Annotated in this window: 14 protein-coding genes; 11 read left to right on the forward strand and 3 right to left on the reverse strand. The window is 73.6% G+C overall.

The features are described 5' to 3' along the window. The first annotated feature begins 38 nt into the window (after positions 1-38). Together ABTZ03_RS35095 and ygfZ are read left to right on the forward strand one after the other, a co-directional pair. A complete protein-coding gene (locus ABTZ03_RS35095) occupies positions 39-503 on the forward strand; it encodes a Fur family transcriptional regulator (protein ID WP_350517220.1) in 465 nt (154 codons plus the stop codon). Between the two features lie 19 nt (positions 504-522). After that, positions 523-1,485 carry a CAF17-like 4Fe-4S cluster assembly/insertion protein YgfZ gene (gene ygfZ / locus ABTZ03_RS35100; protein ID WP_350517235.1) on the forward strand — a complete coding sequence of 321 codons (963 nt, stop codon included), beginning with the start codon at positions 523-525 and terminating at the stop codon, positions 1,483-1,485. A gap of 47 nt (positions 1,486-1,532) precedes the next feature. Here the strand turns inward: ygfZ and dtd are convergent, their stop codons facing one another. After that, positions 1,533-1,991, reverse strand: coding sequence for a D-aminoacyl-tRNA deacylase (gene dtd / locus ABTZ03_RS35105; protein ID WP_350517221.1), 459 nt, complete (start codon positions 1,989-1,991; stop codon positions 1,533-1,535). A 522-nt stretch (positions 1,992-2,513) separates the two neighbouring features. On the opposite strand from dtd, the gene ABTZ03_RS35110 reads away from it, so the two are divergent. The 3 genes from ABTZ03_RS35110 (at position 2,514) to ABTZ03_RS35120 (ending at position 4,446) form a co-directional block, all read left to right on the forward strand. Beyond that, complete coding sequence (locus ABTZ03_RS35110; protein ID WP_350517222.1) at positions 2,514-3,125, forward strand: RsiG family protein; 612 nt, start codon at positions 2,514-2,516, stop codon at positions 3,123-3,125. Between the two features lie 72 nt (positions 3,126-3,197). Further along, positions 3,198-4,157, forward strand: coding sequence for an asparaginase (locus ABTZ03_RS35115; protein WP_350517223.1), 960 nt, complete (start codon positions 3,198-3,200; stop codon positions 4,155-4,157). Positions 4,158-4,236: 79 nt separating this feature from the next. Next, positions 4,237-4,446, forward strand: a complete 210-nt coding sequence (locus ABTZ03_RS35120; RefSeq protein ID WP_350517224.1) for a dodecin — start codon at positions 4,237-4,239, stop codon at positions 4,444-4,446. Positions 4,447-4,576: 130 nt separating this feature from the next. On the opposite strand, the gene ABTZ03_RS35125 is transcribed toward ABTZ03_RS35120, so the two are convergent. Further along, entirely contained in the window at positions 4,577-5,068 is a 492-nt protein-coding gene (locus ABTZ03_RS35125; protein ID WP_350517236.1) for an inorganic diphosphatase, read from the reverse strand. Between the two features lie 76 nt (positions 5,069-5,144). Here ABTZ03_RS35125 and dacB point away from each other — a divergent pair, with 76 nt between their 5' ends. The 6 genes from dacB (at position 5,145) to folE (ending at position 13,168) form a co-directional block, all read left to right on the forward strand. After that, the gene (dacB, locus tag ABTZ03_RS35130; protein ID WP_350517225.1) at positions 5,145-6,788 is read left to right on the forward strand and encodes a D-alanyl-D-alanine carboxypeptidase/D-alanyl-D-alanine endopeptidase; all 1,644 of its coding nucleotides are present in this window, start codon (positions 5,145-5,147) and stop codon (positions 6,786-6,788) included. 161 nt (positions 6,789-6,949) lie between these two features. Further along, on the forward strand, positions 6,950-8,134 hold the full coding sequence (locus tag ABTZ03_RS35135; protein WP_350517226.1) for an Rv3626c family coenzyme F420 biosynthesis-associated protein: 1,185 nt from the start codon (positions 6,950-6,952) through the stop codon (positions 8,132-8,134). A gap of 284 nt (positions 8,135-8,418) precedes the next feature. After that, on the forward strand, positions 8,419-9,546 hold the full coding sequence (gene tilS, locus ABTZ03_RS35140; RefSeq protein WP_350517227.1) for a tRNA lysidine(34) synthetase TilS: 1,128 nt from the start codon (positions 8,419-8,421) through the stop codon (positions 9,544-9,546). 70 nt (positions 9,547-9,616) lie between these two features. Beyond that, positions 9,617-10,171, forward strand: a complete 555-nt coding sequence (gene hpt / locus ABTZ03_RS35145; RefSeq protein ID WP_045692298.1) for a hypoxanthine phosphoribosyltransferase — start codon at positions 9,617-9,619, stop codon at positions 10,169-10,171. Positions 10,172-10,398: 227 nt separating this feature from the next. Next, the gene (ftsH, locus tag ABTZ03_RS35150) at positions 10,399-12,453 is read left to right on the forward strand and encodes an ATP-dependent zinc metalloprotease FtsH (RefSeq protein WP_350517228.1); all 2,055 of its coding nucleotides are present in this window, start codon (positions 10,399-10,401) and stop codon (positions 12,451-12,453) included. A gap of 109 nt (positions 12,454-12,562) precedes the next feature. Beyond that, on the forward strand, positions 12,563-13,168 hold the full coding sequence (gene folE / locus ABTZ03_RS35155) for a GTP cyclohydrolase I FolE (RefSeq protein ID WP_350517229.1): 606 nt from the start codon (positions 12,563-12,565) through the stop codon (positions 13,166-13,168). A gap of 28 nt (positions 13,169-13,196) precedes the next feature. Here folE and ABTZ03_RS35160 read toward each other — a convergent pair whose 3' ends face one another. Further along, complete coding sequence (locus ABTZ03_RS35160; protein WP_350517230.1) at positions 13,197-13,985, reverse strand: ferritin-like domain-containing protein; 789 nt, start codon at positions 13,983-13,985, stop codon at positions 13,197-13,199. Between the last annotated feature and the right edge of the window lie 292 nt (positions 13,986-14,277).

Raw genomic sequence — 14,277 nt, forward strand, 5'->3', positions numbered from 1 at the left:
CTTGCCTCAGGACCCCCGACCTTGGCAGGGACAGAACCGTGGCGGACACCGGCACCACCGACTGGCAGCTCTCCGGCGACTGGAAGGCCGACCTGCGCGAGCGCGGCTACCGCCTCACGCCCCAGCGGCAGCTCGTGCTGGAGGCCGTGGACGTGCTCGACCACGCCACCCCCGACGACATCCTCTGCCACGTCCGCAAGACCGCCAGCGGCATCAACATCTCCACGGTCTACCGCACCCTGGAGCTGCTGGAGGAGCTGGGCCTGGTCTCGCACGCCCACCTCGGCCACGGCGCCCCGACCTACCACCTGGCCGGCCGCCACCACCACCTGCACCTGGTCTGCCGGGACTGCGAGAAGGTCACCGAGACCGGCACCGAGATCGCCCAGCCGCTGATCGACCGGCTGCGCGAGCAGCACGGCTTCGACACCGACCTCAAGCATTTCGCCATCTTCGGCCGCTGCGCCGACTGCGCCGCCGGGCAGGCCGAGGACCGGTCGTAAGCTGGCCGGTATGACCGGTGTGAAGAGCCCGCTGCTTGCCCTGCCCGGAGCCGTCCCCGCCGAGGGGGCCGACGAGGGAGTCGCCGCCCACTACGGCGACATCTTCCGCGAGCAACGGAACCTGTCGCGGGGCACCGGCTTCGTCGACCTCTCGCACCGCGGCGTGGTCACCGTCACCGGTGCGGACCGCCTCGCCTGGCTGCACCTGCTGCTCACCCAGCACGTCAGCGGGCTGGAGCCGCAGCACGCCACCGAGGCGCTGGTGCTCTCCGCGAACGGACACGTCGAGCACGCGCTCTACCTGGTCGACGACGGCACCACCACCTGGGCGCACGTCGAGCCCGGCACCCAGGAGGCGCTGGTCGGCTACCTGGAGAGCATGAAGTTCTTCTACCGGGTGGAGGTCGCCGACGCGACCGCCGAGTACGCCGTGGTGCACCTTCCGGCCGGCTCCACCGGTTCGGTCGAGGGCGTCCCGGCCGTCCGCGAACTCCCGTACGGGCGCGACCTGTTCGTGCCGCGCGCCGAGCTGGAACAGCGCACCGCCGGGTACGGCCCGGCGGCCGGGGTGTGGGCGTACGAGGCGCTGCGGATCGAGGGCCACCGGCCCCGGCTCGGCTTCGAGACCGACCACCGGACCATCCCGCACGAGGTGGACTGGCTGGGTACCGCCGTCCACCTGCAGAAGGGCTGCTACCGCGGCCAGGAGACCGTCGCCCGGGTGCACAACCTGGGCCGCCCGCCGCGCCGGCTGGTCTTCCTGCACCTGGACGGCACCGAGGAGACGCTGCCCCCGCACGGCACCGAGGTGCGGCTGGCCACCGACCCGGACGGGCGGTCGCTGGGCTTCGTGACCTCCTCGGCCCGGCACCACGAGCTCGGGCCGATCGCGCTGGCGATCGTCAAGCGGAACGTCCCGGTGGACGCGGTGCTGCTGGCCGGGACGGTGCCGGGCACCCAGGACGTGATCGTCCCGCAGTAGCGCGGACGGCGCGGTCCGCTCGGACCGCGCCGCTCGGACCGCGTCGCTCAGACCTCCACGAGGACGGTGAACGGGCCGTCGTTCACCAGCGCCACCTGCATGTCGGCGCCGAACCGGCCCGTCTCCACCTTGGCGCCGAGCACCCGCAGCTGGGCCACCACCTCGTCCACCAGCGGCTCGGCGACCGGCCCGGGGGCGGCGGCGTTCCAGGTGGGGCGGCGGCCCTTGCGGGCGTCGCCGTAGAGGGTGAACTGGCTGATCACCAGCAGCGGGCCGCCGATGTCCGAGCAACTCCGCTCCACGCCCTCGTTGTTACTCCCCCGCTCGGGGGAAGGCGGCAGGATCCGCAGCGTCCAGAGCTTGCGGGCCAGTTGGGCCGCCTGGGCCGGGGTGTCCCCGTGGGTCACGCCGACCAGGACGCACAGTCCGGGCCCCTCGATCGCGCCGACGGTCTCTCCGGCCACGGTCACCCGGGCCTCGGTCACTCGCTGCACCACTGCTCGCATGCCGCCATTGTGCCGGAGCGCGGTACGGGCCCGTGGGGCTCCGGGGGATCCGGGGACGCCGCGTGCCGGCGGGCGTCCGGGGCGGGGCCGGACGGCGTACGCGAGGGGCGTGTGGAGCCATGGCGCGCGCCGTGTAGCGCACGCCTGCGCAGGGTCGGGCGCCGCTCTTCCAGCGGAAAGGCCTGGTCATATCAGCCACCCCCGTTCGCCAGGGGGCCGTTCGGGTGCACGGGCGGTGCGCGCGCGCCGGGTGGGGTGGCACGCTGGGGAACCGTACGAGGGGCCCGGCGCGCCTGAAGGTCCGCCGCACCGGGCCTGGGTTCGGCCGGGCGGTCGAGCCGGTAGGTCAGGCGTTCTGTCGGGGTCGCCCCGGCGGGTGGTCCCGGCCGGGGAGCGGAACCCTTCGGGGCCCCCGGGCGTGCCAACGGACGGGACGTGCGGGCCCGTCGGGGGACGGGCCGGGCCGGCGGCAGGGACGGAGTGCCGCGAGCGGGCGGGATCGGACGACGGCAGGTGGGTTGGATGATGGACGCGAGCAGCGCGGCGTGGAGCCTCTCCGGGCGGGTGGCGCAGGCCCCCGGGGCCCCGGTCGGCCCGGACGGCGAGCCCGACCTGGAGCGGCTGGGCCTGGACCAGCTGCGCACCCTGCGCCGGGAGACCCTGGAGCAGGAGGCCGACCTGTCCTACCTGCGGCGGCTGCTGCACGGGCGGATGGACATCCTGCGCGCCGAACTCGACCGCCGCCCCGGCGGCCCGGTCCGGACCGGCGGTGTCCGGCCGGCCGGCGAGGAACCCGGCGGCGACCTGCTGGACCGGCTGCCGGCCATCCTGACCGACGCCCCCTCCACGGTGCGGCGCTCGGCCCGGCACGTCACCCTCGGCCCGCCGCGCACCCAGGAGTCGCAGCTGGAGGCGGACGCGTTGATGGGCGACGTCCAGCTCGCCGACCTGGCCGCCCACCCGGCCGAGGAACTGCTGGCCGCCCTGGAGCGGCTGCGCGCCCACGAGCGCGAGGTGTCCGGCCGCCGGCAGCTGCTGCTGCGGACGGCCGACGGTTGCAACGCCGAGATCACCCGCAGGTACCGTGATGGGGAAGCACGGGTCGACGACCTGCTCGCGGAGAGGCCGCTCTGACCGGGTGAGTCGTCGGGGGCGGGTGGGGTCCGGCTTCCTCCCGGCCCACCCTCGCCCCCGGAAGGCTCTTCGATGCCCCAGTCCGCCACCCCGCCCGTGCTCGCCGAGGTCATACGCTCGGGCTTCACCGAGGGCCGTCACCACGGTTCCCTGGTCCTGCTCGCCGCCGACGGCTCGGTCGAGTTCGCGCTCGGCGACCCCGACGCGCCGGTCTTCCCCCGCTCGACGGCCAAGCCGTTCCAGGCGGTGGCCACCCTGCGGGCCGGGCTGGCGATCGAGGGCGAGCTGCTGGCGCTGGCGGCCTCCAGCCACTCTGCAGAAACGTTCCACCTCGACGGTGTCCGGGCCATCCTCGGCTCGGCAGGCCTCGACGAGTCGGCCCTGCGCACCCCGGCCGACCTGCCGCTGGACGAGACCGAGGCGGAGCTGCTGCTCGCGGCCGGCGGGCGGCGCGCCCCGATCCTGATGGACTGCTCGGGCAAGCACGCCGGCTGGCTGGCCGCCTGCGTCGCCAACGGCTGGGACACCGAGGGCTACCTCGACCCGGCGCACCCGATCCAGGACCTGGCCCGCGAGGCCCTCGCGGAGGGCACCGGCGAGACCCCCGTGCACACGGGCGTGGACGGCTGCGGCGCCCCGCTGCTGGCCGTCACGCTGACCGGCCTGGCCCGCGGCTACCGCAGCCTGGTGCTGGCCGCCGAGGGCAGCGCGCCGCGCCGGGTGGCCGACGCCATGCGCGCCCACCCCGAGTACGTGGCCGGCACCCGCCGGGCCGACACCTGGCTGATGCGGGCCGTCCCGGGCGCGCTGTCCAAGATGGGCGCCGAGGCCGTCCAGGTGGTCGCGCTGCCGGACGGCCGGGCGCTCGCCTTCAAGATCGAGGACGGCTCGGAGCGGGCCCGCGGCCCGGTGCTGGCGGCGGCGCTGCGCCGGCTCGGGGTGACCGGGGCCGACGACACCGTCGAGCGGATCGGCGCGGCCCCGCTGCTCGGCGGCGGCGTCCCGGTCGGCGAGGTCCGGGCGGCGTTCTGACCGCGGCGCTCGGGGTGCGGGCGGACCCGGGGCGGTGCACGGTGGACCGGGGGCCGTCGCACAGCTGAGGGAGTCCGCCATGACCGACCACGTGTACCGGGTGACCGAGATCGTCGGGTCCTCGCCCGAGAGCGTCGACGCCGCGATCCGCAACGCGGTGGAACGCGCCTCCCGGACGCTGCGCAACCTCGACTGGTTCGAGGTCGGGCAGGTCCGGGGCCACCTGGAGGACGGCCGGGTCAAGCACTACCAGGTGTGCATCAAGGTCGGCTTCCGGCTGGAGGACTGAGCGCCGGAGGACCGGGCGCCGGAGGCCCGGACCTCAGGACCTCCGGACCTCCGGACACGACAGGGGCCGGGCCGCGGACGAATCCGCGGCCCGGCCCCAAAGGCGTCCCGACTCAGATCGGAACGACGGCTCAGTGGCCGCCCTGCTCCGCCAGGCGCTTGACCGAAGCGGTGACCTCGGCCTCGGCCTCGACGCGGCCGACCCAGTTGGCACCCTCGACCGACTTGCCGGGCTCCAGGTCCTTGTAGACCTCGAAGAAGTGCTGGATCTCCAGGCGGTCGAACTCCGACACGTGGTGGATGTCGCGCAGGTGCTCCCAGCGCGGGTCGGTCGCCGGGACGCACAGCAGCTTGTCGTCGCCGCCGGCCTCGTCGGTCATGTGGAACATGCCGATGGCGCGGCACTTGATGAGGCAGCCCGGGAAGGTCGGCTCGTCCAGGATGACCAGGGCGTCCAGCGGGTCGCCGTCCTCGCCGAGCGTGCCCTCGACGTAGCCGTAGTCGGCCGGGTAGCGGGTCGAGGTGAAGAGCATCCGGTCGAGCCGCAGACGACCGGTCTCGTGGTCGACCTCGTACTTGTTACGAGAGCCCTTCGGGATTTCGATAAGGACGTCGAACTCCAACGGTGCCTCCAAGGTAGGGACTGACAGAATCCAAGTGTCTCCTACGGGAGTGAGTGCTCGGGAAAGGGGCCGGTCGGTGGGAGCTGGGGTGGGGGCGGCGCGCCGTCGCAGGGGGACGGCCGCCGGACTGTTCGGGGCGGCCCTGCTGGTCGTCGGGACGGTGCTGGGCGCGGGCGGTGCGTACGCCCAGCCGTCCCCCGGGCCGGGCGGGCACACCGCCGGACCGGGCGGGGACGACAACAGCCAGGGCGGCCGGGGGGACCTGGGCGACCAGGGGGGGCGGGACGGCCGCAAGGGCGAGCCGGGCCGGACCGAGCCGGGCCGGACCAGGCCCGCACCGGGCCAGAGCAGCGGCGGCCCCGGCCGCCGGGCCGAGCCGCCCGGCACCGCGGCCACCACCGCGCCCGGCGGCGGTTCGCCGGTCGCCCGCCCGGTGCCCGCGACGGGCGCCGTGCTGACCGGCGTCGACAGCGCTCCGGAGGGCGCCGTCCCCACCGCCCAGGGCCTCCAGCAGGCGCTCGCCCCGGCCCTCGCCGACCGGAGCCTGGGCACCGTGACCTTCGCCGTCGCGGACGCGGCCACCGGGCAACTCCTGTACGGCTCGGGGGAGAACACCCCGGCCACCCCCGCCTCCACCACCAAGCTGGCCACCTCGGTCGCCGCCCTGTCGCTGATCCCGGCCGACACCCGGCTCACCACCCGGGCGGTCCGCGGCGCGGACCCGGGCACCGTCACCCTGGTCGGCGGCGGGGACCCGACGCTCACCGCGCTGCGCGCCGACCAGGTGCAGATCGGCGACCAGCCCGCCGACGCCGACACCGCGCCCGCCTCGCTGGAGGAGCTCGCCCGGCAGACCGCGGCCGCCCTCAAGGCGGCCGGCACCGGCACCGTCAAGCTGGACTACGACCTCTCGCTGTACAGCGGTGGCCAGCCGCACCCGACGAACCCCGACAACCAGAACATCGCCCTGGTCGTCCCGCTGATGGTGGACGAGGCCAAGACCGACCCGAAGAGCCGGGAGGAGGCCCCGAACCGGGTCGCCGACCCGGCCAGGGCGGCCGCCGACGCCTTCGCCGCGCTGCTCGCCGCCCAGGGCGTCACCGTCGAGGGCAAGGCCAGGCCCGCCGCCGCCCCGGCCGCCGCCGACGCCCCGGTGCTCGGCCGGGTGGACTCCCCGACCGTCGCCCGGCTGATCGAACGGATGCTGACCACCTCCGACAACCAGCTCGCCGAGGCGATCGCCCGTCAGGTCGCCCTCGCCGGGCACCAGCCGGCCAGCTTCGAGGGCGCGGCGACCGCCGTCACCCAGGAGCTGACCAGGCTCGGCGTGCCGATGACCGGCGTGGTCCTCAACGACGGCAGCGGCCTGCACAAGGGCAACGCCATCCCGCCGGTGACGCTGGTCCGACTCCTCGCGCTGGCCGCCTCCGACCAGCACCCGACCCTGCGCCCGGTCCTCACCGGCCTCCCGGTCGCCGGCTTCACCGGGACCCTCGCCAAGCGCTACGGCTCCGGTTCCGGCGCCGCCGACGCGGCCGGCCTGATCCGCGCCAAGACCGGCACCCTCAGCAACGTCAACACCCTGGCCGGCACCGTCGTCGACGCCGACGGCCGGCTGCTCACCTTCGCCGTCATGACCAGCACCCAGGCTCCCGCCGACACCGCCCGCGCCGCCATGGACCGGATCGCCGCCCGCCTCACCTCCTGCGGCTGCCACTGACCCCGGGCCCGGCCGTCGGGGCGGTCCCCGGGCGGGGGCGCGGGCGCGCGAGGGGCGGGCAGAACAGCCGCGGGGCGGGTGGGACGGCCCGCCCGTCGGGCCGGCCGGGTGTTCCCGGCGGGTGACTGCCGCTGGTGGTGGGGAGCACGTACGGTGAAGGCATGACGAGCGCGAGTGGTGGGGCTGACATGGTCGACTGGAACCTCGCGGTCGCAACCGCGACCAGGTTGGTGCGGCCGGGGCCGGAGGTGAGCCGGGCCGAGGCGGCGGTGGTGGTCGCCGAGCTGCGCCGGCACGCGCTGGAGGCCGAGGAGCACGTGCGGGCCTTCACCGGGATGCGGTCGAGCAGTCTGACCGCGGCCGCCGCGACGCCGGTGCTCGTCGTGGACCGTCCGGGCTGGGTGCGGGCGAACGTGGCGGGCTTCCGCGCGGTCGTCCAGCCGCTGGTGGAGAAGCTCCAGGCGCGGCGGGCGAACAGTGCGGCGGCGGGCGTCTTCGGGGCGGTGGGGGAGAAGGCCACCGGGATCGAGGTCGGGGCGCTGCTGGCGTTCCTGTCCACCAAGGTGCTGGGCCAGTACGAGACCTTCGCCCCGGCCGAGCCCTCGCTGGAGGCGCCGGACAGCCCGGCGGCGCTGTTCGACAAGCCGCGGCTGGGCCCGGAGGGCCCGGGGCCGGGCCGGCTGCTGCTGGTGGCGCCGAACATCGTGCACGTCGAGCGGGAGCTGGACGTGGACCCGTCCGACTTCCGGCTCTGGGTCTGCCTGCACGAGGAGACCCACCGGACGCAGTTCACCGCGGTGCCGTGGCTGCGCGACCACATCCAGTCCGAGGTGCAGTCCTTCCTGGCCGAGACGGACGTCGACCCGGGCGCGCTGCTGGACCGGCTGCGCGACGCGGCGGGCGCGCTGGGCGGCGGCTTGCCGGGGACGGGCGCCCGGGAGAGCCGGGACGGCGCCTCCGCCGGGAACCTGCTGGAGGTCGTCCAGACGCCCGCGCAGCGGGAGATCCTGGGCCGGCTGACGGCGGTGATGTCGCTGCTGGAGGGTCACGCGGACGTGGTGATGGACGGCGTCGGCCCGGCCGTGGTGCCGACGGTGGCGGAGATCCGGGAGAAGTTCCAGCAGCGCCGCGACCGGGGGGCGAACCGGCTCGACCTGGTGCTGCGCCGGCTGCTCGGGATGGACGCCAAGCTGCGGCAGTACCAGGACGGCACGGTGTTCGTCCGGGCCGTGGTGGAGCAGGTCGGCATGGAGGGGTTCAACCGGGTGTGGACGTCCCCGAACACCCTGCCGACCAAGGACGAGATCCACGACCCGGCCGCCTGGGTCGCCCGGGTCGCCCGCTGAGTCGCGGACCCCGATCGGGCATTCCCGGCACGCGGCGGGACCGTCGTCGGTCGGCGGCGGTCAAACCCGCTCGTACGAGTGGTCCAATCAGGCAGGGGGTGGGTGAAGATACGTTTCTCCATTCACCCGAACGTGGGACGGTGGTCGTACCGGTGGCGCGGGTGGCGTAGCGGGTCGCCACTATCTGCCACCATCTGTGAGCGCCCGGTAACGCGGCGCTATGCAGCTGTGCGGCCCCGGCCGCCCGCCGCAGTCCTGTCCCCTCCGTCGAGGAGTCGTCCGCCGTGGGCCCTCACCCCGCCGTCGCCGCGATACGCCTGGCCGTTCGCCGTACGCTCACCGACCTCGTCGCCGAGGCCGGTTCCACCTTCACCGCGCCCGTGCGCGAGCCCCGCGAGCGTCCGGCCGGGACGCCGCTGGTGGGTGCCGCCGTCGGCACCACCCTGATCGGCAACGCCGCCCGCCACCCCTCCGGGCTGCCCCGCACCCCGGCCGCCCCCGGCTCGCCGCTGGTCCTGGTCGCCGTCAGCGGCGGCGCGGACTCCATGGCGCTGGCCATCGCCGCCGCCTTCGAGGCCCCCAAGATCGGCCTGCGGGTCGGCGCCGTCACCGTCGACCACGGCCTCCAGGACGGCTCCGCCGACCGGGCCGCCCAGGTGGCCGAGCGGCTGCGCTCGCTGGGCCTGGACCCGGTCGAGGCGGTCCCGGTGCGGGTCGGCCGGGCCGGCGGCCCGGAGGCCGCCGCCCGGGACGCCCGCTACGCCGCCCTGGACGAGGCCGCCGAGCGGCACGGCGCGATCGCGGTGCTGCTCGGCCACACCCGGGACGACCAGGCCGAGACCGTGCTGCTGGGGCTGGCCCGCGGCTCCGGCTCCCGGTCGCTGGCCGGGATGCCGGCCCAGAAGGGCCGCTACCGCCGCCCGCTGCTGGAGCTGGACCGGGCTGCCACCCGGCAGGCCTGCTCCGCCCAGGCGATCCCGGTCTGGGACGACCCGCACAACTGTGATCCCGCCTACACCCGCTCGCGGGTCCGCCACGAGGTGCTGCCGGTGCTGGAGAAGCACCTGGGCGGCGGCGTGGTGGAGGCGCTGGCCCGCACCGCCCGGCTGTTCCGCGACGACGCCGACGCCCTCGACCAGTGGGCCTCCCTGGCGGAACGCGACCTCCGTACGGGCGAGGGCGCCCTGGACGCCGTGAAACTGGCCGAACTGCCGCCCGCCGTACGGCGCCGGGTGCTGCGCCGGGCCGCGCTGCGCGCGGGCTGTCCGGCCGGGGACCTGTTCGCCCGTCACCTGGAGACGGTGGACCTGCTGGTCACCGGATGGCGGGGCCAGGGGCCGCTGCACCTACCCGGGGGCGTCGAGGCGACCCGCAGGTGTGGCACGCTGGTCTTTCGGCGGCAGGGCGACTGAGGGCGAGGCATGTCCCGGGGGAGCCGGCCGTCGGCCACACATACCCCGAACGTTTGAGGACGTATCCCCGGTGGACCAGAACGACATGGGCGCTGACCTCGCGAAGGTGCTCATCAGCAAGGACGAGATCGACGCCAAGCTCCAGGAGCTGGCCGAGCGCATCGACCGGGACTACGCAGGCAAGGACCTGCTGATCGTCGGCGTCCTCAAGGGGGCCGTGATGGTCATGGCCGACCTGGCCCGGGCCCTGCACTCGCAGGTCACCATGGACTGGATGGCCGTCTCCTCCTACGGCATGGGGACCAAGTCCTCCGGCGTGGTGCGGATCCTGAAGGACCTGGACACCGACATCGCCGGCCGGGACGTCCTGATCGTCGAGGACATCATCGACTCCGGTCTGACGCTGTCCTGGCTGCTGGGCAACCTGGGCTCGCGCGGCCCGGCCTCGCTGGAGGTCTGCACCCTGCTCCGCAAGCCGGACGCGGCCAAGGTCGAGATCGACGTGAAGTACGTCGGCTTCGACATTCCGAACGAGTTCGTGGTGGGCTACGGCCTGGACTACGCGGAGAAGCTGCGTAACCTCCCCTTCATCGGCACCCTCGCCCCGCACGTCTACGGCGGTTGAGGGCCCCGTTCGGGCTACGGGCGGGAACAGTAGGTTGTTCCCGCCCGTTGGACCGGGGGACAAAGAACCAAAGCCGTCTCGCCGTGCTCCCGCCACGGGTGGGTCCCACTGCGGTACGGTCCAATAAACCGCTCTTCACATGAGCACCGATTCCGGATGCGCCGCGGCCCCCAGCCTCCCGGCGCCGCTGAGTGGCAGGAGGGACGGGGCGGCAACGCCCCGCATGGATGGACGTCAAGCGATACTTCCGTGCGCCGATCATGTGGATCGTGCTGGCCGTCCTCGCCGTCATCGTTTTGATGCAGGTCGTTTCGGACTCGAACGGCTACAAGACGGTGGACACCGGTCAGGTCGTTGCCGCGATCGATGCGCACAACGTCAAGTCGGCGCAGATCACCACCGGTGACTCGAACACGATCAAGATCCAGCTGAAGGACGGCGCCACGCTGTCCCCCGCCGGTTCGGGCAAGGCCCCGTCCGGCACCAAGTTCCAGGCCTCGTACATCGGTGACCAGGGCGTCGCGATCGCCGACAAGCTCCAGTCGCAGATGAACGACAAGAGCAGCGCCCTCACCGAGGGCTACACGGTCAGCCCCGAGAAGCAGAGCACCTTCGTCAGCCTGCTGCTGTCGATGCTGCCGATCGTGATCATCGTCCTGGTCTTCCTGTTCCTGATGAACCAGATGCAGGGCGGCGGCTCCCGCGTCATGCAGTTCGGCAAGTCCAAGGCCAAGCTGCTGACCAAGGACACCCCGAAGACCACCTTCGCCGACGTCGCCGGCGCGGACGAGGCGGTCGAGGAGCTCCACGAGATCAAGGAGTTCCTCCAGGAGCCGGCCAAGTTCCAGGCCGTCGGCGCCAAGATCCCCAAGGGCGTGCTGCTCTACGGCCCGCCCGGTACCGGCAAGACCCTGCTGGCGCGTGCCGTCGCGGGCGAGGCCGGGGTGCCGTTCTACTCCATCTCCGGCTCCGACTTCGTCGAGATGTTCGTCGGCGTCGGTGCCAGCCGGGTCCGCGACCTGTTCGAGCAGGCCAAGGCGAACGCCCCGGCGATCGTCTTCGTCGACGAGATCGACGCCGTCGGCCGGCACCGCGGTGCGGGCCTCGGCGGTGGCCACGACGAGCGCGAGCAGACCCTCAACCAGCTGCTGGTCGAGATGGACGGCTTCGACGTCAAGGGCGGCGTGATCCTGATCGCGGCGACCAACCGCCCCGACATCCTGGACCCGGCGCTGCTGCGCCCGGGCCGCTTCGACCGCCAGATCGCGGTGGAGCGTCCCGACCTCCAGGGCCGACTGGACATCCTCAAGGTGCACCAGAAGGGCAAGCCGATCGCGCCCGACGTCGACATGTCGGCCGTCGCCAAGCGCACCCCGGGCTTCACCGGTGCGGACCTCTCGAACGTGCTCAACGAGGCCGCGCTGCTGACCGCCCGCTCGGATAAGAAGCTGATCGACAACGGCATCCTGGACGAGGCGATCGACCGCGTCGTGGCGGGTCCGCAGAAGCGCACGCGGATCATGTCCGACAAGGAGAAGAAGATCACCGCGTACCACGAGGGCGGTCACGCCCTGGTCGCGGCGGCCTGCCAGTACAGCGACCCGGTGCACAAGATCACCATCCTGTCCCGCGGTCGGGCCCTCGGCTACACCATGGTGCTGCCGGACGAGGACAAGTACTCCACCACCCGCAACGAGATGCTCGACCAGCTGGCCTACATGCTGGGCGGGCGCGCGGCGGAGGAGCTGGTCTTCCACGACCCGACCACCGGTGCCTCGAACGACATCGAGAAGGCCACCGCCACGGCGCGGGCCATGGTCACCCAGTACGGCATGACCGAGCGCCTGGGCGCGATCAAGTTCGGCTCCGACAACTCGGAGCCGTTCCTGGGCCGCGAGATGGGCCACCAGCGCGACTACTCGGAAGAGGTCGCCGGGCTGGTCGACGAAGAGGTCAAGAAGCTCATCGAGAGCGCGCACAACGAGGCCTGGGAGATCCTGGTCGAGAACCGCGACGTGCTCGACAACCTGGTTCTGGAGCTCCTGGAGAAGGAGACCCTGAACAAGGAGCAGATCGCCGAGATCTTCGCCCCGATCGTCAAGCGCCCGCACCGGCCGGCCTGGACGGGCTCCGCCCGCCGCACGCCGTCCACCCGGCCGCCGGTGCAGTCGCCGAAGGAGCTGGCGCTCACCAACGGCGCCGCGGCCTCCTCGGACACCGCGCCGGTCGACATCGTGAAGCTCCCGCCGCTGCCGGCCACCGAGCCGCCGACCGAGGGCTGACCGGGCTTCCCGGTAGGGAATGGTTGCCGCGTCACCAGGGTTTGTACCCTGGAGGCGCGGCATCCGTGCTGTTCAGCCAGAGTTCTTCCCACAACTAAGCGAGGCCCGCATGATCGACCCGGTGACGCTCGACGGTCCGCCCGCCGTCGGGACCTTCGACCAGAAGCGGGCCGAGAACGCCATCCGCGAGCTGCTGCTCGCCGTCGGGGAGGACCCGGACCGCGAGGGCCTGCTGGAGACCCCGGCCCGGGTCGCGCGGGCCTACAAGGAGATATTCGCGGGCCTGTGGCAGGAGCCCGAGGACGTCCTGACCACCACCTTCGACCTCGGTCACGACGAGATGGTGCTGGTCAAGGACATCGAGCTGACCTCGGTCTGCGAGCACCACCTGGTGCCGTTCCGCGGCGTCGCGCACGTCGGGTACATCCCGTCCCCCAACGGCAAGATCACCGGGCTGTCCAAGCTCGCCCGGCTGGTCGACGTCTACGCCCGCCGCCCCCAGGTGCAGGAACGGCTGACCAGCCAGGTGGCCGACGCGCTGATGCGGATCCTGGAGCCGCGCGGGGCGATCGTCGTGGTCGAGTGCGAGCACATGTGCATGTCGATGCGCGGCATCCGCAAGCCCGGCGCCAAGACCATCACGTCCTGCGTGCGCGGCCAGCTGCGCGACCCGGCCACCCGGGCCGAGGCGATGAGCCTCATCATCGGCCGGTAGCGCCGAAGGGCCGACCGGGCGGTACGACTCAGGGCACCTCGGGCTCCGCGTGCGGCGGAGCCGGGGTGCCCAGTGCGTTCCGGCGCTCCGGCATCCGCAGCGTGACCATCCGCCGCCAGCCGTAGGCCCGGTCGTACAGGTAGAGCGCGTGCACCCCGAGGGTCACCAGAGCCAGCTGCCAGCGGGACCAGCGCAGGATCCGCGCCATCCGGGCGGTGACGGCGAGCCCGACGTCCCGGTGGGTGCGGATCTCGCCGCGGGCGGTGGTCTCCAGGGCGTGCCGGATGTACGGGCCGTGGCCCTGGGCGGCCAGCCGCAGCAGCTCCTCGTGGCAGTACGCGAGGTGGTTGTCCTCGTCGGCGGAGATCATCCGCATCGCCCGGCCGAGCTCGGGGTCGTCCCCGTACACCCTGACCAGCTGGCGCATCTGCTCGGCGGCGCGCTGCTCGGTGACCCGGCTGTGCGCGAGGTAGGTGATGATCTCGCGCTCGGTCAGCGGGGCGTCGCCGGTCAGCCGCTCGTGGGAGAGGCCGACGCCCTGGCGCTCCAGCAGCATGCAGTAGTCGGCCTCGTCCGGGACGGGCACCCTGGGCAGGCCGCGCTTGTGCAGCAGCTGGGTGAAGATCCGGCCGTGCTTGCGCTCGTCCGCGCCGTGCCGGGCGACCTTCGGGGCGAGCACCGGGTCCCGGGTGAGGGCGGTGATCCGCTCGTTCTCCCAGCCGCCCTGGTCCTCGCCACCGGCCGCGATGCTGCAGAACAGCTGGTAGGCCTGGTCGTTCCGGTAGATCTCGTTGAAGAGCGATCTGGTGCTCAGCACGGCGCCTCCTGCGCGGATCCGGGGCGGGGGGGCGGCGGCGGCGCGCGCCGCCCCCGCCCCCGCCGGGCGGCCGCCGCGCCGCGCCCCGGCCGCTCAAGACCGGGTGGGGGTCGCCGGCGTGGTTGTCCACGTCCCCCCCCCCCCCGCGCCGGACCGCGCACTGGGTGCAGAGCGTCACCGAGCCGGACTCCAGGATCGACTCCAGGCCATCCTGCCGATCCGCGGCAAGATCCTGAACGTCGAGAAGGCCCGGATCGACAAGGTGCTGCAGAACACCGAGGTCCAGGCGCTG

The sequence above is a fragment of the Kitasatospora sp. NPDC096077 genome (assembly GCF_040303245.1).
In the GTDB taxonomy this organism is placed as follows: Bacteria; Actinomycetota; Actinomycetes; order Streptomycetales; family Streptomycetaceae; genus Kitasatospora.